This is a genomic window from Thioclava sp. JE_KL1 (assembly GCF_009296265.1).
Classification (GTDB): Bacteria; Pseudomonadota; Alphaproteobacteria; order Rhodobacterales; family Rhodobacteraceae; genus Thioclava.
In genome coordinates, this window is record NZ_WBJS01000007.1 from 74,237 (window position 1) to 96,483 (window position 22,247).

The window sequence follows — 22,247 nt, forward strand, 5'->3', positions numbered from 1 at the left end:
GGCGTCGGGAAAGGAACGGGCTGAGCTGCCGAAAGTTCACTGAAATTTTTGTGAACGAGATCGTGGAATTTTAAATGAACCTAAGGGGATATTTGCGCGTAGGGCGGGGCTTGCGCGGTCGCGAGTGCGTGAAGTTGCGTGAGGTCGGGGCTGTTGGGAGGGGCTCTCGCGCCCTGCGTGAAAGCCGCATCTGGGCGTTGGGCAAAAAAAAGGCCGAGCAAAGCTCGGCCAAAGTCCAACAGGGAGGTAGAAGGTGCTGCGCCTTTCGGCACGGCCAACCCTTCTGAGCCTCATTTATGGGCAGTTTGTTAACGCATCAAGGGAAAACATGCTGCGGACGCATCATGGCCGGTATGCGTTGCGGTAAAGTCGCGGTGCAACCCTAGGTTGAATCGCCCGCCTGAAAGCGCCGATAGTTGGTGATTTCTTCCTGAATGAAGTCGCGGAACGCGGTCACACGGCGCGACGAGCGTAGCTCTTCGGGGTAGGCGAGGAAGATCGGGATCTCGACCGATTCCAGATCGGGCAGCACCCGCTGCAGGTCGTTGAAATCGGCGGTGAGGTAGTCGGGCAGGATGCCGATGCCGATATGGTTCAGCACGGCTTGCAGCACGCCGAAGTAGTTGTTCACCGTCAGCGTCGAGCTTTGATCGAAGGCCAGAACCTGCCGCGCGAGCTGCGCGCCCGCCTGCACCTGCGGGGTGCGCGGGGTCTGGCAGATCAGGCGATGCTTGCGCAAATCCTCGATCTTTTCGGGCGAACCCCATTTCGCGAGATACTCGGAGGTCGCGTAGAGCCGCATCCGGATGTTCAGCAGGCGTTTGCGGATCAGGTCGGCCTGTGCGGGCTCTTTCATGCGCACGGCGACATCGGCCTCGCGCATCGGCAGGTCGAGAACCCGCTCCTCCAGCATGAGGTCGATTTTCAGATCGGGATACTTCTCGTAGAGCTTCGTCAGGCGCGGCGCGAGCCACAGCGTGCCGAAGCCCGTCGTGGTGGTCACGCGCAGCTCGCCGAACACTTCTTCTTCGCTGTCACGGATGCGTGCGGAGGCGCTATCGAGCTTTTTCGCCATCGACGAGGTGGCCTCGAACAGCAATTCGCCCTGCTCGGTGAGAATCAGTCCGCGGGCGTGACGGTGAAAAAGAGTCGTTCCGAGGGCCTCTTCGAGCGCCCGGATCTGTCTGCTCACGGCAGATTGAGACAGGTGCAGTGCGTCGCCGGCATGAGTCAAAGACCCTGCATCGGCCACTGCGTGGAAGATTCTGAGCTTGTCCCAATCCATCAAGGTCACTTTCGCTTTATCATCTGCTGTTCCGCGCAAGTTTCTTTACATTAATCTCGAGGATTTACGAAACCGCTAAGTAACAATTTTCCGCTTTCTAGGTCAGATATTATGACCTACCATGTCTCCATGCCCAGTTAGCAAGGGGAGGTGCTTAATGGGAAGGCAAGAAATATCCCTAGCGGATCGGTTCGACCTTACGAAATCTCCGGTTTTGCTGAACGGGACGCAGGCTTTGGTGCGTCTCGTTCTGGCTCAGGCCGCGCGCGACAAGGCGGCGGGACTGCATACGGCCGGCTATGTGACAGGCTATCGCGGTTCGCCGCTCGGCGCTGTCGATTTGCAGATGGCGCGCGCCAAGACCGTGCTGGAAGAGAGCGATGTTCGCTTCGAGCCGGGCCTAAACGAAGACCTCGCGGCCACCGCACTGTGGGGCTCGCAGCAGGCGGAATTGCGCGGCGAAGGCAAATATGACGGCGTTTTCGGCCTCTGGTACGGCAAAGGGCCGGGCGTCGATCGCTCTGGCGATGTGATGCGCCACGCCAATATGGCGGGCACGTCGAAATACGGCGGCGTCCTGATGGCGATGGGCGACGACCACACCGGCGAATCCTCGACCGTGCTGCATCAGTCCGACTGGGCGATGGTCGATGCTTACATGCCGGTTCTGTCGCCCGCGGGCGTTCAGGAAATTCTCGATTTCGGTCTCTATGGCTATGCGCTGAGCCGCTTCGCCGGGGTCTGGGTCGGTCTGAAAACGATGAAGGATACGGTCGAAGCGACGGCAGTCGTCGACGGCGATCCCTTCCGTCAAGATTTCGTGATCCCGGACTTCAAGATGCCCGAAGGCGGGCTGAACATCCGTCTCGGCGACACGCCGGTGGCGCAAGAAGCGCGGATGATCGACTTCAAACGCTACGCCGCCGAGGCCTTCGCTCGTGCGAACCGCATCGACAATCGCGTCTGGGGCAAGCCCGGGGCGAAGATCGGTCTGGTGGCGGCAGGCAAGAACTGGCTCGACCTGACCCATGCGCTCTCGCTTCTGGGGATCGACGAGGCTCAGGCCGAACGGCTCGGCATCACCACCTACAAGATCGGCCAGACCTTCCCGCTCGACATGACCTCGTTCCATGAATGGGCCGAGGGGCTGGAGCTGATCATCGTCGTCGAGGAAAAGCGCAAGCTGATCGAGGTGCAGGTCAAGGAGGCTATCTTCGACGACCGTCGTGGTCGCCGCGTCTATGGCTGGCACAAGGGCGACACCTGGGAGAATGGCCGTCAGGTGGAGCTGTTCCCGACGCGCTATGCGCTCGACCCGGTGATGATCGCGCGCAAACTGGGTGACATCTTCATCGAAGAGGGCCGCGGCACGGATGCGATCAAGGCAGGTATCGAGAAGATCGAAGCCGCCCAACGCGCCGACAACGCGCCCGAAATTGCGACCCGCACGCCGTGGTATTGCTCGGGCTGTCCGCATAACAGCTCGACCAAAGTGCCCGAGGGCGAGCGCGCCTATGCCGGGATCGGCTGTCACTACATGGTGCAGTGGATGGGCCGGAACACCGAAGGCTTCACCCATATGGGCGGCGAGGGCGTGAACTGGGTCGGTGAGGCTCCGTTCTCGACGCGTGAGCATATGTTCCAGAACCTTGGCGACGGCACCTACAATCACTCGGGTGCGCAGGCGATCCGGGCGGCTTTGGCGGCCGGTACCAACATCACCTACAAAATTCTGTTCAACGACGCGGTCGCGATGACCGGCGGTCAGGAGAACGAGGGTGGGCTGACCGCGCAGCAGATCGCGTCTGAGATCGTGGCGATGGGCGTAAAGCCGGTCGTGGTGGTCTATGACGAGAAGGAAGAGCTGGACCTGTCCACCTTCCCCGCGGGCGTCGAGAAGGTCGAACGGGCCGAATTGATGGCCGTGCAGAAACGTCTGGCGAAGACGAAAGGCGTCTCGGCGCTGATCTATGTCCAGACCTGCGCCGCCGAGAAGCGCCGCCGCCGCAAGCGCGGCAAGTTCCCCGATCCGGACAAGCGCGTCTTCATCAACACGGATGTCTGCGAAGGCTGCGGCGATTGCGGGGTGCAGTCGAACTGCGTCTCGATCGTGCCGGAAGAGACCGAGCTGGGCACCAAGCGCGCGATCGACCAGTCGTCGTGCAACAAGGACTTCCGTTGCCTCGACGGGTTCTGCCCGAGCTTTGTGACGCTGCACGGGGCGAAGGTGAAGAAGGCCGAGGCGCAGGCGCTCGACCTGCCGGACCTGCCCGAGCCCACACTGCCCGCGATCGACGGCACTCATAACGTGGTGATCACCGGCGTCGGCGGCACGGGCGTCGTGACCATCGGCGCGGTGTTGGCGATGGCCGCGCATATCGACGGTAAGGGCGCGGGCATGATGGAGATGGCCGGTCTCGCCCAGAAGGGCGGGGCGGTGCATATCCACCTGCGCATCGCGAACAAGCCCGAGGATATCTCGGCGATCCGTGTCGCCGTGGGCGAGGCCGATTGCGTGATCGGCGGCGATCTGGTGGTCTCCGCCGGAGCCAAGACGCTGGGGTTGATGACGACGGGCCGCACCGGTGCGGTCATCAACAGCCACGAGATCGTCACCGGCGAGTTCACCCGCAACCGCGACTTCCGCCTGCCGGGCGAACAGCTTCGGCTAAGCCTCGAGGCGCGGCTGAAGGACCGCGTGGCCTTTGCCGATACGTCGGAACTGGCGCGGCAGATGCTGGGCGACTCGATCTACTCGAACATGGTGGTGCTGGGGGCTGCGTGGCAGCAAGGCTACGTGCCGCTGAGTCTCGAGGCGATCTTCGAGGCGATCGATCTGAACGGTGCCAAACCCGCCGAGAACAAGCGCGCCTTCGATCTCGGGCGCTGGGCGATGGCTTTCCCGGCAGAAGCCGAGAAGGCGATGGCGGCGGAGGTCGTGAAGGCCCCGGTCGATCCGGTCGAGTTCCGGGCCAACCATCTCGTCGACTACCAGAACAAGCGTCTCGCGAAGCGTTTCCGCAAACTGGTGGACGAGGCACCGTCGGAGCTGCGTGAATCCGTCGCGAAGGGCTATCATAAGGTCTTGGCCTATAAGGACGAATACGAGGTCGCGCGGCTGCATCTGTCCACGGCAGAGAAGGCGCGGGCCGAGTTCGAGGGCGATTTCGAGATGCACTTCCATCTCGCCCCGCCGATCCTGTCCAAGGAAGGCTCGGACGGTCGCCCGAAAAAGCGCGAATTCGGCCCCGGCATGGAGCGCAACTTCCGTCTTCTGGCGAAGCTCAAGGGACTGCGCGGCACGCCGTTCGATCCCTTCGGCTATGCCACGGAGCGCAAGATGGAGCGCGCGCTGATCAAGCAATACGAGGCCGACATGGCCGAAGTGCTGCCCAAGGTCACGCCGGCGACGATGGAGATCGCGCGCGAACTGGCCGAGCTGCCGCTGACCATCCGGGGCTTCGGCCCGGTCAAGGCACAGGCCGAGCAAATGGCGGCGAAGCGGCGCGAGGAATTGCTCGCCGTTTTCCGCGCAGGCGGTACTCCGCAGAAAATGGCTGCCGAGTGAGGGCTGTCATCTGAGTGTCGTACCTTCGTGACATGGCGCTGGCAGAGTGAAGCCAGCCCATGTTGCCGAGGTTCGAGATGACCGCCACCCCGATGGCCCCCCGGACGCCTGTCCGCCACGCCACACAGGAAATCTCATATGCTTGGTCCGCGCGCTCGAAAGGCGCGCGGGTTCTGATCCGCGCGATGGAGAACGCGACCGGGCGGATCGGTCTGATCAAACGCGCACGCGGCTACGAGCACGACATCGCGCAAGGCGCGGATTTCTGGCAGGTGATGGCCGAGCGCTACGGGCTGCAGATCGATGTGACCCGCGGCGCGCTGACGAATATCCCGCAGACCGGGCCGTTGGTGCTGATCGCCAACCACCCTTACGGCATTCTCGACGGGTTGATCATGGGCCTGTTGCTGTCGCGCATCCGCGGCGACTTTCGCATCCTCGCCCATAACGTCTTCAAGCGCGCCGAAGAGATCGACCGGATCATTCTGCCGGTGGATTTCTCCGAGACCAAAGACGCCATGAAAGCGAACCTTCGCACCCGCGCCGAGGCCCTGCGCTACCTCGGCGACGGCGGTGCGATCGGGGTGTTTCCGGGCGGCACGGTCTCGACCGCGGCCAAGCCCTTCGGTGCGCCGATGGATCCGGGCTGGCGCAATTTCACCGCCAAGATGATCGCGAAATCCGATGCGACCGTGGTGCCGGTCTTCTTCGAGGGCCATAACAGCCGTCTGTTCCAGCTGGCGAGCCATCTGCACTACAGCCTGCGCATGGGGCTGATGATCCGCGAGTTCAAACGCCACGCCAGTCGCCCGGTGCGGCTCTGCGTCGGTGAGCCGATCCCGCAGGTCGATCTCGCACCGCTGCGTGAGAGCCCGAAACAGATGATGGATTTCCTGCGCCGTGCGACGTATGACTTGTCGCCGACTCCCTTGAAGTCTTACGGCTATGGCTTCGAGTTCGAGGCGAAATATAGAAACTGACCGGCGCCTGTTGCGGCCCGGACGGGCGAGGGGCGCGAGCATGGCAGTAGGCGTTTTCGATTCAGGTCTGGGCGGGCTGACGGTCTATGATGCCTGCGCCAAGCGGCTGCCGGACATGGCCTTTTGCTATTATGGCGATAACGCCCATGCGCCTTACGGGGTGCGCGATGCCGATGACATCTTCAACCTGACCTGCGCGGGCGTCGAGCGCCTGTGGGAAGAGGGCTGCGATCTGGTGATCCTCGCCTGTAACACCGCCTCTGCCGCCGCGCTGAAACGGATGCAGGAGACCTGGATCCCCGAGGGCAAGCGTGTGCTGGGCGTCTTCGTGCCGATGATCGAGGCGCTGACCGAACGCAAATGGGGCGACAACTCCCCGCCGCGCGAAGTGGCGGTGAAACATGTGGCGCTGTTTGCGACGCCCGCGACGGTGGCGAGCCGCGCGTTCCAGCGCGAACTGGCCTTCCGCGCGATTGGGGTCGATGTCGAAGCGCAACCCTGCGGCGGCGTGGTCGATGCGATCGAGACCGGCGACGAGATTCTCGCCGAGGCGCTGGTGAAGTCCCATGTGGAGGCGCTCAAGCGTCGGATGCCGAAGCCCGAAGCCGCGATCCTCGGCTGCACCCATTACCCGCTGATGCAGAAGACCTTCCAGGAAGCGCTGGGCCCGAGCGTGGACGTCTACAGCCAAGCCAATCTGGTGGCCGAAAGCCTCGCGGATTACCTCGAGCGTCGCCCCGAATTCAGAGGCGCGGGCACGGAATCGAAATTCCTGACAACGGGCGATCCGGCCTCGGTCTCGAGCCACGCGACGCAATTCCTGCGCTACGCGATCCGGTTCGAGGCGGCCTGAGCCGCCGCGCCTCAGGGGTCAGCCGAAACGGTTTTCGCCGTATGTACCCCTGAGCAGCATGAAGACGAAGAGCATGATGCCCCAAACCAGCATCAAAATGGCCCAGAGCATCGTCAGCATCCCCATCGACGCGAAAATGGCGTCCGGGTCTCGGATGCCCGAGGAGATGGCGAGGAAGGCGATCACGAAGCCCCCCAGGAAGCTCATCAGGATATAAAGCCCGAACCACCAGCCAGAGCGGTTGGTGTCATGTAGCCGGCGCACCGTTACCGAGACCGAGGGCAGGAAGGTCGCGATGGAGATCACCGCGCTGATTGCCGCCCCGTCCTGACCCATCGAGGCTTCCGCAAGGCCGCCTGCGAACCCTGCGAGCGTCACGAACAGCACGAACCACCAATATTCCGACCGGCTCGCCCGGCCTTTGAAGGTCACGTATTTCCGGAAGCAGACCTTGATCGCCTCGAAGAAGCCGCGCGAAGGCGCCCCGGCATACATCCCGTCCGAGCCAATCCCGCGCTTCGCGCGCTCGCGTTCGATCGAGGCATCGGCATAGGCGCGGGGATCGGCGGAGGAGAGCTTGCCCTCCTGCTGATGGCGCTGCGCAATGCGGGCCGCGTAATTCGTCGCGCCGCTATGCGGGTCGGCGCCCGTGGCCGAGGTTTCCCGCGGGCGTCGGAAGAAGTGATCGCCCGCAGGCTCCCATCCTTCCATTCCGTCTTGCCAAACCATCGTTTCGGGCTTGATACGACCTGCCCGCACCATATCCGTCATATGTTCTGCGGGGAACGGACCGACGGGATCTTTCCCATCGGCGTAATACCACTGCTCTGCCACGGCCTGCCTCGTTCACTGTCGGTCGTCACCCCGGTTCACACGGAGTTTATTTGAGTGTGAGCTTAGGGTAAGGGAGAGCCGAGCGACAAGCGCGGAGGTTGATATGACGAAGAAAATCGCGATTCTGGGCGCATCGGGCTACACCGGCGCCGAACTCGTCCGGCTGATCGCCACCCATCCGAATATGGACATCGAGGCCCTCTCGGGCGAGCGAAAGGCCGGTATGGCGATGGGCGACGTGTTCCCGCATCTGCGCCATCTGGGCCTCCCCGATCTGGTGAAGATCGACGAGATCGACTTCTCGAATGTCGATCTGGCCTTCTGCGCGCTGCCGCATGCGACCTCGCAGGCGGTGATCAAGGAGCTGCCGCGCGATCTGAAGATCGTGGACCTCTCGGCCGATTTCCGGCTGCGCGATCCGGCCGAATACGAGAAGTGGTACGGCAAGCCCCATACCGCGGTCGAGCTGCAGAAAGAGGCGGTCTACGGCCTGACCGAGTTCTACCGCGATGCGATTCGCGACGCGCGGCTGGTCGCGGGCACGGGCTGTAACGCCGCTGCGGGTCAATTCGCGATCCGCCCGCTGATCGAGGCCGGGGTGATCGACCTCGACGATATCATCCTCGATCTAAAGAACGGCGTGTCGGGCGCGGGCCGCTCGCTGAAGGAAAACCTGCTGCACGCAGAGCTGTCGGGCGGTGTCGCCCCCTATTCGCAAGGCGGCAAGCACCGTCACCTTGGCGAATTCGATCAGGAATTCAGCGCCTTGGCGGGCCGCCCCGTGATGGTGCAATTCACCCCGCATCTGGCACCCTTCAACCGGGGCATCCTCGCCTCGGCCTATGTGAAGGGCGAGCCCGAGGCCGTCTACAAGGCACTGACAGACCGCTACGCGGACGAAATCTTCATGGAGATGCTACCTTTCGGCGCAGTTCCGTCCACCAGGTCTGTAACTGGCTCCAATTATGCCCATATTGGTGTATCAGGAGACAGGATCCCCGGGCGCGCGCTCGTGGTCGTGGCTATCGACAACCTCTGCAAGGGGTCGTCGGGACAAGCGATCCAGAACGCGAACCTCATGCTCGGGCTGGAGGAAAGCGAAGGGCTGATGCTCGCCCCCGTCTTCCCTTGATCCGCGTCAATGGCACGGCCGGCGCGGTAAGGTAGACGAAGCGGCATCTCAGGAGGCGAAGAGATGAAGAGTCTGAAGAAGAAACGTCGTATCCAGGTGCTCAGCGTTGCGGCGCTGGCCTTGGTGATCGCGACCGGCACGATCGGGTACTCGATGCGGAGCGGCATCAACTTCTTCCGTGCGCCTTCGCAGCTTGCCACCGAACCGCCGCAGCCCGGCGAGGTGTTCCGCCTTGGCGGGCTGGTCGAGAAAGGCTCGCTCAAGCGCGGTCAGGGCGAGGTCATCGAATTCAAGGTCACCGATGGCGGCGCTACCGTTCCGGTGAAATTCGCGGGCGTCTTGCCGGACCTCTTCAAAGAGGGCCAAGGCATGATCGGTACGGGCAAGATGGAAGGCGACACGTTCGTGGCCTCCGAGATTCTCGCCAAGCACGACGAGAATTACATGCCCAAGGAAGTCGTCGACGCGCTGAAGGAACAGGGCGTCTACGAGGGCCCGTCTTCCTGATCGCACCCCCGGCGAACGCTCTCTTTTAGCACTCTTAATCGCACGGCCCGAGCCTGCCTGACGTTGTCATCAACGGAGGCAGGCCATGAAATCGGTCACCCAGATCGCGGCGGAGATCGTCGCGCGCGAAGGCGGTTATGTCGATGATCCGGACGATCCGGGCGGTGCGACCAAGCACGGCGTCACGCTCGGAACCCTGCGCCGGTTGGGGCGCGATCTGACCGGCGATGGCCGGGTGGACGAGATGGATATCCGCGCGCTCGACCCGGGCCAAGCCGCCGAGATTTTCATCGAGCATTACTACAAGAGCCCGCGCATCGACCGGTTGCCGCCCTCGGTGCAGGCCTCGGTCTTCGACATGTATGTGAACGCAGGCGGCAATGCGGTTGTCATCCTGCAACGCCTGTTGGGCGATATGGGCCAGCGCGTCGTGGTGGACGGGATCATCGGCCCGCAGACCATCGCCGCCGCCGAACTCGCCGATGCAGCCGCGCCCGGCTACTTCGCCGATGCCTACGGGATCGCGCGGCGCAACTATTACTACCGGATCGCCGATGCGCGCCCCGCCAGCCGCAAATACGCGACGACGCGGGCGGGCAGGAAGGGCGGCTGGATCCGCCGCGCCGAGGAGTTCATCTCGCCGCGCTTTCACCTCACCGAGGGCGAGCATCGCAAGCGGGTGGCGAAATGGGCATGATCGAGAACCTGTTCGGCGGCGCAGGCGCAGTGAAGGCGGCGGGCGAGGCCGCAAGTTCGGTGGCGGAGGTCTTCGTGCCCAATGCCACGAAGAAGCTCGAGGCCGCGCAGGCCGCCTATCTCGCAGCGCTGCAGGAACACGGGGCGGAGTTCGAATATATCCGACCCGGTCGCTTCGATCGCATCGTCAACGGCCTCAACCGCCTGCCGCGCCCGGTGCTCGCTTTCGGGATCGTCGGGCTTTTCGTCTATGCGATGCTCGACCCGGTCGGCTTCGCGCAACGCATGGTGGGCTTGGGCTACGTGCCCGAGCCGCTTTGGTGGCTACTCGGCGCGGTGGTCAGCTTCTATTTCGGCGCGCGCGAGGCGCATTACTTCCGGATGAAGAAGGCGCCGGCGGTGCCTCCCGCTGCGCTCGCCGCCACTTCGTCAGAGGAGAACGCCGCACTCTCCGCCTGGCGGGCGGGCGAGAAACCGACCGGGTAGGGGGCGCTGCCCCCGCTCCCTGCGGGAGCTCCCCCGGGATATTTGAGGCAGTTGGAAGAGGGCAGGTCTTTGATTCCAATTGCCGGAAATATCCCGGGGTGAATTCGCGAAAGCGAAGAGGGGCGGAGCCCCTGATGCGTCTCAGTCGCGGGTGCCTGCGAAGCGTTCCTGCCACTCTTCGCGCTCGTCATCCGTGATCTTGCGGAAGAGCACCTCGGGTGTGGTGAAGGCATGACCTGCGGGCAGCGCCTCGAGCGCCGTTTTCACATCGCCCGGCCAGCCGCGATCCGCGTTGCCCATCGCCTCGAGCATGTTCTTCGCCGCATCGGGAATGAAGGGCGCCGAGAGCACCGCGTAGATCGGGATCAGGTTCAGCGCGAGCCGTGCGATGGCCGCCGCTTGATCGGGGTCGGTCTTGAACACCGACCACGGTGCCGACGCCTGCAGGTATTCGTTGCCCGCGACCCAGATTCCGCGCAGCTCCATCGCCGCCTTGCGGATATCCTTCTCTTCCATATGCGTCTCGTAGGCGCGGATGCGGGTGGTCAGATCCTCGATCAGGGCCGCTTCCTGCTCGCCCCAGCTTCCGCCTTCCGGGATCGCCTCGCCGAATTTCGAGCGGGTGAACTTGGTGATCCGGCTGACGAAGTTGCCCAGCACATCGGCAAGGTCCTTGTTCGCCGAGACCTGGAAATTCTCCCAGGTGAATTCGGCATCCGCGCTTTCGGGCGCGTGGGACAAAAGCCACCAGCGCCAGTAATCGGCGGGCAGAAGCTCCAGCGCCTGATCCATGAAGACACCACGCCCGCGCGAGGTCGAGAACTGGCCGCCATCGTAGTTCAGGTAGTTGAACGACTTGATGTAATCCACGAGCTTCCACGGCTCGCCCGAGCCGAGGATCGTCGCGGGGAACGAGAGCGTATGGAAGGGCACGTTATCCTTGCCCATGAACTGGGTGTAGGTGACGTCGTCGGCGCCCTTGTCGGTGCGCCACCAGCGCTCCCAATCGCCGCCCGTCTTCTCGGTCCATTCCTCGGTCGCGGCGATATATTCAATCGGCGCGTCGAACCAGACATAGAAGACCTTGCCTTCCATGCCCGACCACGGCGCACCCTCGAATTGCGCGGGCACGCCCCAGCTGAGGTCGCGGGTGATGCCACGGTCCTGCAGCCCGTCGCCGTCATGGAGCCATTTCTTCGCGATCGAGGTGGTCAGCACCGGCCAGTCGGACTTGCTGTCGATCCACGCATCCAGCCGATCCTTCATCGCCGATTGGCGCAGGAACAGGTGCTTGGTCTCGCGCATCTCCAGATCGGTCGAGCCGGAAATCGTGGAATGCGGGTTGATCAGGTCCACCGGGTCGAGCTGCTTGGTGCAGTTGTCGCATTGATCGCCGCGCGCGCTCTCGAAGCCGCAATTGGGGCAGGTACCTTCGATATAGCGGTCGGGCAGGAAGCGCCCGTCGGCCTTGGAATACATCTGGGTTTCCGAGACTTCGCGGATCAGCCCGGCCTCGGCCAGCTTCACCGCGAAATGCTGCGTCAGGCGATGGTTCTGCGGGCTGGACGAGCGCCCGAAGTGATCGAAGCTGAGCCGGAACCCTTCCGCGATCTTCGCCTGAACCTCATGCATCTCCGCGCAGTACTCGGCGACCGGCTTGCCCGCTTTCGCGGCGGCCAGTTCGGCGGGGGTTCCGTGCTCGTCGGTGGCGCAGATGAACATCACCTCGTTGCCCCGCGCGCGCTGGTAGCGGGCGAAGAGATCAGCCGGCAGCTGCGAGCCCACGAGATTGCCGAGGTGCTTGATGCCGTTGATATAGGGAATGGCCGAGGTAATGAGATGGCGCGCCATGTAGGACCCTCTTGCTGTGGAGCGTTTGAGCGCGGGTTTACTAGGGAATCATGGGAAGGGCTAGGGGGGAGCGGCGAGACGCACCTCTTGCGGCTTTGCGATCAGTCGAGCGTGTAGACCTTGCCGATCGCACCGTCGGTTTCACGCCATGTCTCGAAGCCCGCTTGGCCGTAATAGGCAAGCGCAGCGGCGTTCTCTGCGCCGATATAGGCTTCGATCTTCACAAGGGCTGCGCCGCGTGCCGCGCTGAGGCTCCAAGCCCACAGTCTGCGCCCGACACCGCGCCGGACCGCCGAGGGGCGTACATGCGTGCCGATGATGCCCCAGCCTTCCGGCGTCTCGTAGGGATTGCCCGCACGCGCATGTTTGAGCGACTGGAGCCCGAGGGCATGGCCTTCGTCATCCTCGCAGATCGCGCAGCGGATGAGGTCGGGATGCTCCAGATAATGCGACCGCACGAATTCCGCGTCGCTGGCTTTGCTGCGCTGGCCCGAGCTCACCAGCTCTTCGAGCACGTCGGCCAAGGCTGCGGCGTCTGCGGGCGTGGCGTTTCGGGTTCTCACGGGCGGCTCCTATCAATTGTCTGAAATCGCGCGTGACTGTGGAAGCGGGGCCTTTCGGGGGCAAATCACGAAACGAGGCGCCACGCGCGACGCCTCCAAGACTTGCTTTTGCGCGGGTGGCGTCGATAGTCGGGGCGAGAGACTGAGCGAGCGTAGGGGGCAAGCGGTGCTGATACATGCCGGAGACGATCGGAGCGTTTCGATCGACCTCGCGCTGGCGGTCTGGCTGGCGCTGGTCGCGGGCGCGGTGAATGCGGCCGGGTTCCGGGCGCTCGGCTATTTCTCGGCCAACATGACCGGGAATGTCTCGACCGCGACCGACCTGCTTGCGCTGGGGCGGTTCGGCACGGCGATCTGGTTCCTGCTGCTGCTTCTGGCCTTCGTCTTCGGGGCATTCGCCTCCGGGGTGCTGATCGACGTGGGGCAGCGCCGGCGGCTGCATGGGATCTACGCGCTGTCGATCCTGCTGGAAGCCGCGCTGCTGATCGTGCTGACGATCCTCGACATGGTCTGGGCCGCGGCGATGAGCGAGCATCTGATGATGATCGGGCTCAGCTTCCTGATGGGGCTGCAGAACGCGGCGAGCACGAAAATCTCGGACGGGCGGGTGCGCACGAGCCATGTGTCCGGCATCGCGACCGATCTGGGGCTTGAGCTTGCGGCGCTTTTGCCGGGCGCGCGCGATGCGGAGACCAGGCAGGTGCTGCGCTCGCGGCTCCTGCTGCATGTCGCGACGCTGTGCTCCTTCTTCGCGGGCGGGATTGCAGGCGTGCTGGGCTACGAGCGCATCGGCCCGATGGTCTTCGCGCTGGCAGCAGCGCTGCTGATCGTCATCGCCGTGCCGGAACTGCGCAAGGTCTATCGCGGGGGGCGGTGACCCTCGCGGCTATGCACATGACGACACACATGAAAAAGGGCGCCCGCGAGGCGCCCTTTTCCGTAACAGTCATGCAGCTCAGGCTCAGAAGCCGAGGCCGGCATATTTGTTCTTGAACTTCGACACGCGACCACCGGTGTCCATGAGGCGCGACGAACCACCGTTCCACGCCGGGTGCGAGGTCGGGTCGATGTCGAGGGTGAGGGTGTCGCCCTCGGAGCCCCAGGTCGAGCGGGTCTGATACTCGGTCCCGTCGGTCATCTTGACGGTGATCGTGTGGTAGTCGGGATGGGTTTCGGCTTTCATCGTCCCGCTCCTTATTTCGCAGCTTTGGGCTTGTAGTGGGTGTCTTCGGCGATACGAGCCGACTTACCGCGACGAGCGCGCAGGTAGTACAGCTTGGCGCGACGCACGCGGCCACGGCGGACCACTTCGATCGAGTCGATGTTGGTCGAATACAGCGGGAACACACGCTCCACGCCTTCGCCGAAGGAGATCTTGCGCACGGTGAACGAAGCCGCCAGCGTGTCGCCGCCCTTGCGCGAGATGCAGACGCCTTCATAGGCCTGCACGCGCGAACGGGTGCCTTCGGTCACTTTGTAGCCGACGCGAATGGTGTCACCGGCTTTGAAATCCGGGATGGTCTTGTTGAGCTCGGCGATTTGTTCCGCCTCGAGCTGTGCGATCAGGTTCATCGCAACGTCCTTTCACATGCTCACGGTTTGTCCCGTGAAGGTTTCGCCGCCTCAGAGCTCCGCGTCTTCATCGGGTCCGGTCGCCTTTTCAGGGTCGCGCCCGCGGGAGATTTCAGGTCGTCTTTCGCTTTTTGCGCCCTTCGCCGGTGCCGTGACGCGGACCGAAGAAGGCTCCGCCGGGCGACAGCAAAAGGGTCCGAGGGCCGATTCCGGCTCCAGACCCGCGCGTATTACGGGGAAATGGGTAACGGATCAAGGGGGAAGTGGGGGCGTGGCTGCGATGTGTTGGCTAGCCTGCTTTAAACCATATTTTGCTCCATCGGCATCCCCATGACAGCGTTCAACAAATCAAACGCTTGACCTCTCCGCCTCGTCCGGCAAATTGCCTATAGACAGAAGGCCAATTTGTGCATGCCGGGTCACATTCAATTTCAATCAAGTTATTTTAAGGAAATACCGATGCTGAGACAGGTGGCGATTTTTTTGGGTCTAGCGATTGCCGGAAGCGATGCGCAAGCAAATGACTGGGATGCAGCCGCAGCTGAGTACAATAAGTCATATCTGCAAGTTGAAGATTGTTTCGCACGCGAGCCGATCGATCGAGAAGCTTGTGTCGTTGCAGGCATTCACAAGTGTGTACGAGATTTGGAGGGAGTGCTCGAAACCAAAGGTCTCCCCATTCCCGGAGGAGCTGCGGTGTCTCCTCACGAGTATTGCAACTACATCGGCTTGGACCGCGCGGACGAGCACTTGAATGCTGTGTATCAACGCATACTGAAGCAAGGCCCGGAGCGCCCTCATGACAAAGAAGCGGTCGCTAATCTGCGCGCCGCTCAGAGGCTTTGGCTTCAGTTCGCGAATGCAATGTGCTCCGGAGAGAATATCGTTGGCTGGCACGCTGGGGGCTCGGGCTGGGGGGCGATAACGGCTGAATGCACTACGCGCCTTTCGATCCAGCAAGCTGCGAACTTAGAAGACTACTTCACCATCGAAAACTGAGGCTGGTGGAGACTGGATCGGTTGAAGGTAGGTCTTCAATAAAGAGATTTATGTCTTGGGTTTATAGCGAAGAGTCGGCAGTCGCCGGGTGTGCCCTATACATTGGCGGGATGTCTTTCTTGCCATCGGCAAAAGGTATCTAGCCCCCCTCACTGCCCACGCTTCTCCCACAAATCCGGTCGCCGTTCCTGCGTGAGCTTTTCGCTCATTTCGCGGCGCCAGTCTTCGATCTTCTTGTGGTTGCCCGAGGTCAGCACTTCGGGGATCGAGCGGCCTTCCCACTCGGCGGGGCGGGTGTATTGGGGATGCTCCAGCAGCCCGCTGGAATGGCTTTCCTCGACCGCGCTCTCGGCATTGCCGAGCACGCCGGGGAGCAGGCGCACGGTGGCGTCGATCAGCACTTGGGCGGCCACCTCGCCACCCGTCAGGACGAAATCGCCGATCGAGACTTCCTCGACGCCGAAATGTTCCAGCACGCGCTCGTCCACGCCCTCGAACCGCCCGCAGAGAAGCGTCATGCCGTCGGCCTCGGCAAAGCGGCGCGCCATCTCCTGCGTCAGCGGCTTGCCGCGCGGCGAGAGATAGACGACCGGCCAGCGCGCGCGGTCATCCGGCGTGCCGTGGGCGGCCTGCTTGAGCGCCTCGCCCACAACATCGGCGCGCAGCACCATCCCCGCGCCGCCGCCGGCGGGGGTGTCGTCGACGTTGCGGTGTTTGCCGATGCCGAAGGGGCGCAGGTCGATCGTCTCGAGCGCCCAGAGGCCCAGATCGCGGGCGCGACCCAGAAGGCTCAGGCCCAGCGTGCCGGGGAAGGCTTCGGGGAAGAGCGTGACGATCTTCGCGGTCCACGCGCCTTTGAGCCGCGGCGGCTCGTCCATAAGCGAACTGGGCTTGCGCGTCGGCGAGATCGTCAGGCGGCCATGCGACTTGGTCGCGAGCTTGGGTTTGTCGTCACTCATCGGATTTCGCCTCTGCCTCTTCGCGCCATGCTGCCCGCAATATGGCGCGCTTTTTCTCTTTTGTAGCCGCGCGCGGCAACCCTTCGCCGTTGATCGCGGCGAGTTGGTCGGCCAGCGCCGCCCGGTCCACCCTCCGCGGGCGTGCATTGGCTGTGATCCCGAGGCCCAGCGACGCGCGCACCTCGGGGGGGACGCCCATCAGATCGAGGAGCGGCGTCAGCGGGCCGTGGGGATTGGCACGGGCTTCGTCGAGCATCACCCATGTCACCGGGGCGGGGTCCACAGTGCTCACGATCTCGCGCAGAACGGGGGCGAGGTCGAAGCCCGACAGCCGGGTGCGGAAGGTGTCGAGCGAGTCCGTCAACATGCCGCTGCGCACATGCTGCCAATGCAGGCTCTCGATCCACGCGGTCTTTTCGCGGGTGGTCAGAAACAGCTGCAACTCCAGCGCGTCTTCGTATTTTGCCTGGAAGACCTCGGCCAGTGCGCCCATCAGGGCGGGCGTCGCGGAGTAGTCCAGCACGCCATCGCGGCCCGGCATGTGGCCTGCGAGCCCTTCGATGGAAATCACAGCCTGCGTGGTGTCTTCGGGGAGAGCGTCGGCCCAATTGGCCAGCGCGGCCTGATAGAGCCCCAGCTCGAACGGGTCGCGAGTCAGTGAAAAGGCGCGGGCGGCGGCGGCGGCATCGGGAATGTCTTCGCGGAGCGCAATCGCCCAGTCGGGCAAATGGGCGCTGACTTCGCGAAGTCCGGTCTGGATCGTGGAGGTTCCGGTCTTGTGAAAGCCCGGATGGACGATCACACGCATCCGATTACAGATCCTCGGGCGGGTCGGCGACGATACGCTGCGCGGCGAGGTCCACGGTCGGCACGATGGCCTTGGTGAAGGGCAGCAGCAGCGCCTGTTTGCGACCGGGCGCGAAGATTTCGAGGATGTCGCCCGCGCCGTGATTGTGGACCGCGCGCACGGTGCCGATCTTGGTGCCGCCGGTATCGACCACCGTCAGCCCGATCAGGTCGGCATGGTAGAATTCGTCGTCAGGAAGCGAGGGCAGCTTGTCGCGGTCGGCCCAGAGGGTCACGCCCCGCAGCGCATCGGCCTCTTCCTTCGTGGCCACACCCGACAGCCGCGCGCCCAGCCCGTTCTTCAGACCTCGCGTCAGCGTCACGTCGAACTGGCGCGCGCCGTCTTCGGTATAAAGCGGGGCATAGCCCACGATATCCTCGGGTTCGGCGCAGAAACTCTTGAGGCGCACTTCGCCCTGCACGCCGAAAGCTCCGGCGATGGCACCCACGCAGACGCGTTCGGGTTGGGTCATGATGCGATCCTCTGTGCTAGATCGGATGGGGCAGGGGCCGGGCACATATCGCGCCCGGCCCGCCAGCCATCCATAGCTGCCGATTATTCTTCGGCGGGTGCTTCTTCAGCGTTCGCCTCGGCGGCCTTGGCGGCACGCTGTTCGGCGCGCTCCTGGGCTTTCTTGCCCGGAACGGCTTTCTTCATGTTGGCGCGGGTCGGCTTGCTGCGCTCGCCAGCTGCTTCGAGGAAGCGCGCGATGCGATCGGTCGGCTGCGCGCCCTGGTCGAGCCAGTACTTCACGCGCTCGATGTTCATCTTCACGCGGTCTTCGCTGTCTTTCGGCAGCAGCGGGTTGTAGGTGCCCAGCTTCTCGAGGAAGCGGCCGTCACGCGGCATGCGCGAGTCGGTAGCGACGATCGAATAGAACGGACGCTTCTTGGAACCCCCACGAGCGAGGCGGATTTTCATAGCCATGTCAGTTGTCTCCTTTGGATGGCTGGTGATGGGCCGGATGGCCCGTCATTTCTGGAATTTCTCGTGATGCCGGATCACTTCCGAAATCACGAAATTGAGGAACTTCTTCGCGAATTCCGGGTCGAGCCCGGAATCGCTCGCCAGCTTTTCGAGCCGGGCGATCTGCTTGGCCTCCCGATCGGGATCGGAGGGCGGAAGGTCGTGCTCTGCCTTCAGCTTGCCGACGGCCTGCGTCTGGGCAAAGCGTTCGGCCAGCGTGTAGATCATCACCGCATCGAGCCGGTCGATGCTGTCGCGATGCTCTTTCAGCAACTCAGCGGCACGGGTGGTTGCATCGCTCATGCGGCGGCCTCCTTCGGTGCGGGGTGACGCCAGACGACGATCGGCGGCTCCCCGGGATAGGCGGCCTGCGGGTCGGGGCGCGCGCCCAGACGCTCGGCCAACGCGGTCGAACGGGTGTTGTTCGGGTCGATGTAGCTGACCGCGGTGGACCATTTCAGGTCGCGGAACGCATGGGCGATCACCGCGCGCGCAGCCTCGGCCACGTAGCCCTTGCCCTCGGCGTCTTGCGACCAGACCGACCACGCGATCTCGGCCTCGGGCCAGCTCTCGGGCATCCAGGGGCCAAGCGCCCCGAACCCCTGATCCGAGCCGCGCTCGGTCATCACGAACATGCCCCAGCCGCGCAGAACCCAATGGCCGGTGATCGCAGCGAAGCTGCGCCATGCGGCTTCCGGGGTCGGCTCTTTCACCGGACGGAACCAGTGGCTGCGCTCGGACATGTAGAAATCGCGCCATGCCGCCCAATCCGCAGCCTTCGGAGCGCGGAGCACGAGACGCTCGGTCTCGAGAACAGGGGTGGGGGAGAGCGCGACGGTCATCGGATTACTTCTTCTTGCCGAAACCCGACAGGCCCGGCGGCAGCGCGCCGCCCAGACCGGGCATGCCGCCCTTGGGCATCTTGCCGCCCATCGCTTTCGCGGCGGCTTCGACCTCGGCGGGATCCATGTTGGCCAGATCCGGCGCGCCGCCGCCCTTGCCGCCCATCATCTTCATCGCCTGTTTCATCATGCCGCCCTTGCCCATCTTCGAGAGCTTCTTCATCGAGTCGGACATCTGACGGTGCATCTTCAGCAGCTTGTTGAGGTCGGACACCTCGAGGCCTGCGCCCGCCGCGATGCGCTTCTTGCGGCTCGCCTGAAGGATCTGCGGGTTGGCGCGCTCTTTCTTGGTCATCGAGTTGATGAGCGCGATCTGGTGGGTGATCGTCTTGTCGTTCAGGCCCGCATCTTCGGCCTGCTTGGCGTATTTCGACATGCCCGGCATCATTCCCATGACGCCCTGCATCCCGCCCATCTTGATCATCTGATCGAGCTGGTTCTTCATGTCATTCATGTTGAACAGGCCCTTCTGGAAGCGCTTGGCCATGCGCTCCGCCTGTTCCTGTTCCAGCGTCTCCTGCGCGCGCTCCACGAGGGCGACGATATCGCCCATGCCGAGGATGCGGCCCGCGATACGCTCGGCCTCGAAGGTCTCGAGCGCGTCCATCTTCTCGCCCAGACCGACGAAGCGGATCGGCTTGCCGGTGACCGCGCGCATCGAAAGCGCCGCACCGCCACGACCGTCGCCGTCCATCCGGGTCAGCACGACGCCCGAGACGCCGACCTTCTCGTCGAACTCGGTCGCGACGTTGACCGCGTCCTGACCGGTCAGGCCATCGACGACGAGGAGCGTCTCACGCGGGTTCGCGACATCGCGCACCGCCTGAACCTCGTCCATCAGCACTTCGTCGATATGCAGACGGCCCGCGGTGTCGAGCATGTAGACGTCATACCCGCCGAGCGTCGCTTGCTGCTTCGCGCGCTTGGCGATCTGCACGGCGCTCTCGCCCTTCACGATCGGCAGCGTGTCGACGCCGATCTGGGTGCCGAGGATCTGCAGCTGCTCCATCGCCGCCGGGCGGTTGGTGTCGAGCGAGGCCATCAGCACGCGCTTGCCTTCGCGGTCCTTGAGACGCTTGGCGAGCTTGGCGGTGGTGGTGGTCTTACCCGAGCCCTGCAGGCCGACCATCAGGATAGGCGCGGGCGGGTTGTCGATCTTCAGCGCATCGGCGGCCTCTTCGCCCGCGAGCATCTTGATCAGCTCGTCATGGACGATCTTGACGACCTGCTGGCCCGGTGTGACCGATTTGGTGACCGCGGCGCCGGTGGCCTTGCCCTCGACCGATTTGATGAACTGGCGGGCGACCGGCAGCGAAACGTCGGCTTCGAGAAGCGCGACGCGCACTTCGCGCATGGCCGTTTTCACGTCATCGGCGGAAAGCGCACCTTGTTTGGTCAGCCGGTCGAAGACGCCACCTAGGCGCTCTGATAGACTTTCGAACATGGGCCACCCTCCTGTGATTGGGGCCGGGACAAACGACAAGCGCACCAGTGGGCGCAACGCGCTGACTGGTGGCGATCCCGACCTCATGCCGGGACCGGAGGGATTCGTCCTCCGGGGAAATCTCGCGTGAACTATGACAAAGGCCCCGCGGAGTCAACCACGGGGCCAGTCTGGGGAGGTAGGAACGTCTTTGCAGACTGGGGGATCAGGCTGCGAGTTCGATGATCTGGGTTTCGGCCTTGGCGATCGCCGCCTCTTCATCGAGGTTCACGCCCTCGGCTGCGACCACGGTCACGTCGGTGATGCCGATGAAGCCCAGAACCTGCTTGATGTAGGGCGTCGCGAAATCAAAGGCGGAGCCCTGCGGCACGCCGCCCGAAGAGTAGGCGATGACAACGCGCTTCGGACCGGCGAGGCCTTCGGGGCCAGCCTCGGTGTAGCGGAAGGTCTCGCCCACGCGGCAGATCATGTCGATCCAGTGCTTGAGCGGGCCGGTGACGCCGAAGTTGTAGACGCCGCAACCGATGACGATCGTGTCGGCGGCCTTGAGTTCGGCGATCAGCTCGTCGGACAGGGCGAGCAGCTTTTTCTGCTCGTCGCTGCGCTGGTCGGCCGGGGTGTAGGCTGCGCCGATCCATGCTCCGTCGATGGTGGGAATGGTGGTCGCATCGCGGGTGGTGACGTCGCCGCCGATCCGCTCGATGATCTTGTCGGTGAGGCGTTTGGAGATCGACGCGTCGCCCTTGATGGAGCTGTCGATACGCAGGGTCTTGGTCATGGGGAGGACTCCGTAAAACGTGTTCGATGTGGGGTCGTGAATTTCGTTCTGCACCTTACTTGTCTCTTGCAATCTAGAACGCAACGGGCATGATCGAGCAGATTATGTTCACGGATGCACAGCATGAGCTTTGACAGTTGGGATGAAATTCGCACCGCTTTCCACGTGGCGCGCATCGGCACCGTCTCGGGGGCGGCAGAGGTTTTGGGCGTTCACCACGCGACGGTGATCCGCCATGTCGATGCCTTGGAAGACAAGCTGGGCACGAAGCTGTTCCAGCGCCATCCGCGGGGCTACACGCCGACCGAAGCGGGGCAGCAATTGCTCTCCGTGGGGCAGGCGACAGAGGATCAGTTCAGCCAGCTTGCCGCCCGGATCGCGGGGGCAGGGGACGAAGTGACGGGCGAGCTGATCGTGACGTCGCTGACCGCGGTTTCGGTGCTTGTTCTGCCCGCGATGGAAAAGCTCTTGGGCGAATATTCCGGGCTGCGTCTGCGCTATCTCACCGATCAGCGCGTGTTCCGGCTGGAATATGGCGAGGCGCATGTCGCTATCCGCGCCGGCAACCGCCCGACCGAGCCTGACAACGTCGTACAGTCGCTGGGTCGGATGCAGAACGCGCTCTATGCGAGCCACGCATATGTCGAGCGCTTCGGAATCCCGCGCTCCAAGGAGGAGCTTGCCAAGCATCGCTTCGTCTCGAACGACAACCGCGACAGCCGCGCGCCGTTCTACCGTTGGCTGCGCGACAACGTGCCCGACGAGCAGGTCGTGTTCCGCGCGAACGAGCATGAAAGCCAGGTCGATGCGATCAAGGCGGGTCTGGGCTTGGGCTTCCTGACCGTGCCGATGGGCCGTGCCGATCCGACGCTCGAAGAGGTGGTGAAGCCTTACGATACCTGGGACACCAACCTGTGGCTGGTGACCCATGTCGATCTGCACCGGACGCCGAAGGTTCAGGCCGCCGTGAAAGCGATCAAGGAACAGGCGGCCCGTTCGGACGGCCTGATCCTGAGCTGACTTCA

Annotated in this window: 24 protein-coding genes; 10 read left to right on the plus strand and 14 right to left on the minus strand. The window is 63.6% G+C overall.

The genetic code is table 11. From position 1 onward, the window contains the following. Positions 1 to 382: 382 nt before the first annotated feature. Complete coding sequence (locus F8R15_RS14395) at positions 383 to 1,285, minus strand: LysR family transcriptional regulator (protein WP_078522049.1); 903 nt, start codon at positions 1,283 to 1,285, stop codon at positions 383 to 385. Positions 1,286 to 1,442: 157 nt separating this feature from the next. Between F8R15_RS14395 and F8R15_RS14400 the strand changes: the two genes are divergently transcribed. From F8R15_RS14400 to murI, 3 genes are all read left to right on the plus strand, one after another. Then, positions 1,443 to 4,853 carry an indolepyruvate ferredoxin oxidoreductase family protein gene (locus tag F8R15_RS14400; RefSeq protein ID WP_152845054.1) on the plus strand — a complete coding sequence of 1,137 codons (3,411 nt, stop codon included), beginning with the start codon at positions 1,443 to 1,445 and terminating at the stop codon, positions 4,851 to 4,853. Positions 4,854 to 4,930: 77 nt separating this feature from the next. Next, positions 4,931 to 5,833 carry a lysophospholipid acyltransferase family protein gene (locus tag F8R15_RS14405; protein WP_152845055.1) on the plus strand — a complete coding sequence of 301 codons (903 nt, stop codon included), beginning with the start codon at positions 4,931 to 4,933 and terminating at the stop codon, positions 5,831 to 5,833. 40 nt (positions 5,834 to 5,873) lie between these two features. Beyond that, entirely contained in the window at positions 5,874 to 6,686 is an 813-nt protein-coding gene (gene murI, locus F8R15_RS14410; RefSeq protein ID WP_078545045.1) for a glutamate racemase, read from the plus strand. 18 nt (positions 6,687 to 6,704) lie between these two features. On the opposite strand, the gene F8R15_RS21950 is transcribed toward murI, so the two are convergent. Next, a complete protein-coding gene (locus F8R15_RS21950) occupies positions 6,705 to 7,520 on the minus strand; it encodes a DUF805 domain-containing protein (RefSeq protein WP_152845056.1) in 816 nt (271 codons plus the stop codon). A gap of 103 nt (positions 7,521 to 7,623) precedes the next feature. Between F8R15_RS21950 and argC the strand changes: the two genes are divergently transcribed. The 4 genes from argC (at position 7,624) to F8R15_RS14435 (ending at position 10,341) form a co-directional block, all read left to right on the plus strand. Next, positions 7,624 to 8,652 (plus strand): N-acetyl-gamma-glutamyl-phosphate reductase, encoded by a 1,029-nt coding sequence (argC, locus tag F8R15_RS14420; RefSeq protein ID WP_152845057.1) that lies wholly within the window; start codon positions 7,624 to 7,626, stop codon positions 8,650 to 8,652. A 63-nt stretch (positions 8,653 to 8,715) separates the two neighbouring features. Beyond that, positions 8,716 to 9,159 carry a cytochrome c maturation protein CcmE gene (gene ccmE / locus F8R15_RS14425; protein WP_078522044.1) on the plus strand — a complete coding sequence of 148 codons (444 nt, stop codon included), beginning with the start codon at positions 8,716 to 8,718 and terminating at the stop codon, positions 9,157 to 9,159. A gap of 85 nt (positions 9,160 to 9,244) precedes the next feature. Then, complete coding sequence (locus F8R15_RS14430; RefSeq protein WP_152845058.1) at positions 9,245 to 9,856, plus strand: holin-associated N-acetylmuramidase; 612 nt, start codon at positions 9,245 to 9,247, stop codon at positions 9,854 to 9,856. After that, entirely contained in the window at positions 9,847 to 10,341 is a 495-nt protein-coding gene (locus tag F8R15_RS14435; protein WP_152845059.1) for a holin family protein, read from the plus strand. The genes F8R15_RS14430 and F8R15_RS14435 overlap by 10 nt, the downstream gene beginning before the upstream one ends. 141 nt (positions 10,342 to 10,482) lie before the next feature. Here the strand turns inward: F8R15_RS14435 and metG are convergent, their stop codons facing one another. Both metG and F8R15_RS14445 read right to left on the minus strand, forming a co-directional pair. Further along, positions 10,483 to 12,192, minus strand: coding sequence for a methionine--tRNA ligase (gene metG / locus F8R15_RS14440; RefSeq protein WP_152845060.1), 1,710 nt, complete (start codon positions 12,190 to 12,192; stop codon positions 10,483 to 10,485). Between the two features lie 101 nt (positions 12,193 to 12,293). Beyond that, positions 12,294 to 12,755 carry an N-acetyltransferase family protein gene (locus tag F8R15_RS14445; RefSeq protein ID WP_368731054.1) on the minus strand — a complete coding sequence of 154 codons (462 nt, stop codon included), beginning with the start codon at positions 12,753 to 12,755 and terminating at the stop codon, positions 12,294 to 12,296. 166 nt (positions 12,756 to 12,921) lie between these two features. Between F8R15_RS14445 and F8R15_RS14450 the strand changes: the two genes are divergently transcribed. Further along, positions 12,922 to 13,632: a YoaK family protein gene (locus F8R15_RS14450; RefSeq protein ID WP_172976234.1), complete on the plus strand. Its 711-nt coding sequence runs from the start codon at positions 12,922 to 12,924 to the stop codon at positions 13,630 to 13,632. A gap of 84 nt (positions 13,633 to 13,716) precedes the next feature. On the opposite strand, the gene rpmE is transcribed toward F8R15_RS14450, so the two are convergent. Next, positions 13,717 to 13,938, minus strand: a complete 222-nt coding sequence (gene rpmE, locus F8R15_RS14455; protein WP_078522037.1) for a 50S ribosomal protein L31 — start codon at positions 13,936 to 13,938, stop codon at positions 13,717 to 13,719. Between the two features lie 11 nt (positions 13,939 to 13,949). After that, positions 13,950 to 14,327, minus strand: a complete 378-nt coding sequence (gene rplS, locus F8R15_RS14460) for a 50S ribosomal protein L19 (RefSeq protein ID WP_075775806.1) — start codon at positions 14,325 to 14,327, stop codon at positions 13,950 to 13,952. A gap of 459 nt (positions 14,328 to 14,786) precedes the next feature. Here rplS and F8R15_RS14465 point away from each other — a divergent pair, with 459 nt between their 5' ends. After that, complete coding sequence (locus F8R15_RS14465; RefSeq protein WP_172976235.1) at positions 14,787 to 15,326, plus strand: lysozyme inhibitor LprI family protein; 540 nt, start codon at positions 14,787 to 14,789, stop codon at positions 15,324 to 15,326. 149 nt (positions 15,327 to 15,475) lie between these two features. Here F8R15_RS14465 and trmD read toward each other — a convergent pair whose 3' ends face one another. The 8 genes from trmD to F8R15_RS14505 form a co-directional block, all read right to left on the minus strand. Continuing rightward, positions 15,476 to 16,285, minus strand: a complete 810-nt coding sequence (gene trmD / locus F8R15_RS14470) for a tRNA (guanosine(37)-N1)-methyltransferase TrmD (protein WP_152845063.1) — start codon at positions 16,283 to 16,285, stop codon at positions 15,476 to 15,478. Continuing rightward, complete coding sequence (locus tag F8R15_RS14475; protein WP_152845064.1) at positions 16,278 to 17,093, minus strand: hypothetical protein; 816 nt, start codon at positions 17,091 to 17,093, stop codon at positions 16,278 to 16,280. The genes trmD and F8R15_RS14475 overlap by 8 nt, the downstream gene beginning before the upstream one ends. Before the next feature lie 4 nt (positions 17,094 to 17,097). Further along, the gene (rimM, locus tag F8R15_RS14480; protein ID WP_078522034.1) at positions 17,098 to 17,604 is read right to left on the minus strand and encodes a ribosome maturation factor RimM; all 507 of its coding nucleotides are present in this window, start codon (positions 17,602 to 17,604) and stop codon (positions 17,098 to 17,100) included. 83 nt (positions 17,605 to 17,687) lie between these two features. Next, positions 17,688 to 18,059 (minus strand): 30S ribosomal protein S16, encoded by a 372-nt coding sequence (gene rpsP, locus F8R15_RS14485; RefSeq protein WP_078545070.1) that lies wholly within the window; start codon positions 18,057 to 18,059, stop codon positions 17,688 to 17,690. A gap of 45 nt (positions 18,060 to 18,104) precedes the next feature. Next, entirely contained in the window at positions 18,105 to 18,401 is a 297-nt protein-coding gene (locus tag F8R15_RS14490) for a chorismate mutase (protein WP_078522032.1), read from the minus strand. Beyond that, positions 18,398 to 18,940: a GNAT family N-acetyltransferase gene (locus F8R15_RS14495; RefSeq protein ID WP_152845065.1), complete on the minus strand. Its 543-nt coding sequence runs from the start codon at positions 18,938 to 18,940 to the stop codon at positions 18,398 to 18,400. Before F8R15_RS14495 ends, F8R15_RS14490 begins: the two co-directional genes overlap by 4 nt. Before the next feature lie 4 nt (positions 18,941 to 18,944). Further along, positions 18,945 to 20,444, minus strand: a complete 1,500-nt coding sequence (gene ffh, locus F8R15_RS14500) for a signal recognition particle protein (protein ID WP_152845066.1) — start codon at positions 20,442 to 20,444, stop codon at positions 18,945 to 18,947. Between the two features lie 205 nt (positions 20,445 to 20,649). After that, on the minus strand, positions 20,650 to 21,222 hold the full coding sequence (locus F8R15_RS14505; RefSeq protein ID WP_152845067.1) for an FMN-dependent NADH-azoreductase: 573 nt from the start codon (positions 21,220 to 21,222) through the stop codon (positions 20,650 to 20,652). Between the two features lie 123 nt (positions 21,223 to 21,345). Between F8R15_RS14505 and F8R15_RS14510 the strand changes: the two genes are divergently transcribed. After that, the gene (locus tag F8R15_RS14510) at positions 21,346 to 22,242 is read left to right on the plus strand and encodes a LysR family transcriptional regulator (RefSeq protein WP_078540305.1); all 897 of its coding nucleotides are present in this window, start codon (positions 21,346 to 21,348) and stop codon (positions 22,240 to 22,242) included. Positions 22,243 to 22,247: the final 5 nt, after the last annotated feature.

Excerpts from the sequence above, each read along its gene's own strand:
- F8R15_RS14510 (WP_078540305.1), top strand. The coding sequence starts at position 21,346 with ATGAGCTTTGACAGTTGGGATGAAATTCGCACCGCTTTCCACGTGGCG.
- F8R15_RS14490 (WP_078522032.1), bottom strand. The coding sequence starts at position 18,401 with ATGAGCGATGCAACCACCCGTGCCGCTGAGTTGCTGAAAGAGCATCGC.
- F8R15_RS14395 (WP_078522049.1), bottom strand. The coding sequence starts at position 1,285 with ATGGATTGGGACAAGCTCAGAATCTTCCACGCAGTGGCCGATGCAGGG.
- rpsP (WP_078545070.1), bottom strand. The coding sequence starts at position 18,059 with ATGGCTATGAAAATCCGCCTCGCTCGTGGGGGTTCCAAGAAGCGTCCG.
- rimM (WP_078522034.1), bottom strand. The coding sequence starts at position 17,604 with ATGACCCAACCCGAACGCGTCTGCGTGGGTGCCATCGCCGGAGCTTTC.
- rplS (WP_075775806.1), bottom strand. The coding sequence starts at position 14,327 with ATGAACCTGATCGCACAGCTCGAGGCGGAACAAATCGCCGAGCTCAAC.
- F8R15_RS14435 (WP_152845059.1), top strand. The coding sequence starts at position 9,847 with ATGGGCATGATCGAGAACCTGTTCGGCGGCGCAGGCGCAGTGAAGGCG.
- F8R15_RS14505 (WP_152845067.1), bottom strand. The coding sequence starts at position 21,222 with ATGACCAAGACCCTGCGTATCGACAGCTCCATCAAGGGCGACGCGTCG.
- F8R15_RS14405 (WP_152845055.1), top strand. The coding sequence starts at position 4,931 with ATGACCGCCACCCCGATGGCCCCCCGGACGCCTGTCCGCCACGCCACA.
- F8R15_RS14495 (WP_152845065.1), bottom strand. The coding sequence starts at position 18,940 with ATGACCGTCGCGCTCTCCCCCACCCCTGTTCTCGAGACCGAGCGTCTC.
- argC (WP_152845057.1), top strand. The coding sequence starts at position 7,624 with ATGACGAAGAAAATCGCGATTCTGGGCGCATCGGGCTACACCGGCGCC.
- F8R15_RS14465 (WP_172976235.1), top strand. The coding sequence starts at position 14,787 with ATGCTGAGACAGGTGGCGATTTTTTTGGGTCTAGCGATTGCCGGAAGC.
- ccmE (WP_078522044.1), top strand. The coding sequence starts at position 8,716 with ATGAAGAGTCTGAAGAAGAAACGTCGTATCCAGGTGCTCAGCGTTGCG.
- trmD (WP_152845063.1), bottom strand. The coding sequence starts at position 16,285 with ATGAGTGACGACAAACCCAAGCTCGCGACCAAGTCGCATGGCCGCCTG.
- metG (WP_152845060.1), bottom strand. The coding sequence starts at position 12,192 with ATGGCGCGCCATCTCATTACCTCGGCCATTCCCTATATCAACGGCATC.
- rpmE (WP_078522037.1), bottom strand. The coding sequence starts at position 13,938 with ATGAAAGCCGAAACCCATCCCGACTACCACACGATCACCGTCAAGATG.
- murI (WP_078545045.1), top strand. The coding sequence starts at position 5,874 with ATGGCAGTAGGCGTTTTCGATTCAGGTCTGGGCGGGCTGACGGTCTAT.
- F8R15_RS14400 (WP_152845054.1), top strand. The coding sequence starts at position 1,443 with ATGGGAAGGCAAGAAATATCCCTAGCGGATCGGTTCGACCTTACGAAA.
- ffh (WP_152845066.1), bottom strand. The coding sequence starts at position 20,444 with ATGTTCGAAAGTCTATCAGAGCGCCTAGGTGGCGTCTTCGACCGGCTG.
- F8R15_RS14430 (WP_152845058.1), top strand. The coding sequence starts at position 9,245 with ATGAAATCGGTCACCCAGATCGCGGCGGAGATCGTCGCGCGCGAAGGC.
- F8R15_RS14475 (WP_152845064.1), bottom strand. The coding sequence starts at position 17,093 with ATGCGTGTGATCGTCCATCCGGGCTTTCACAAGACCGGAACCTCCACG.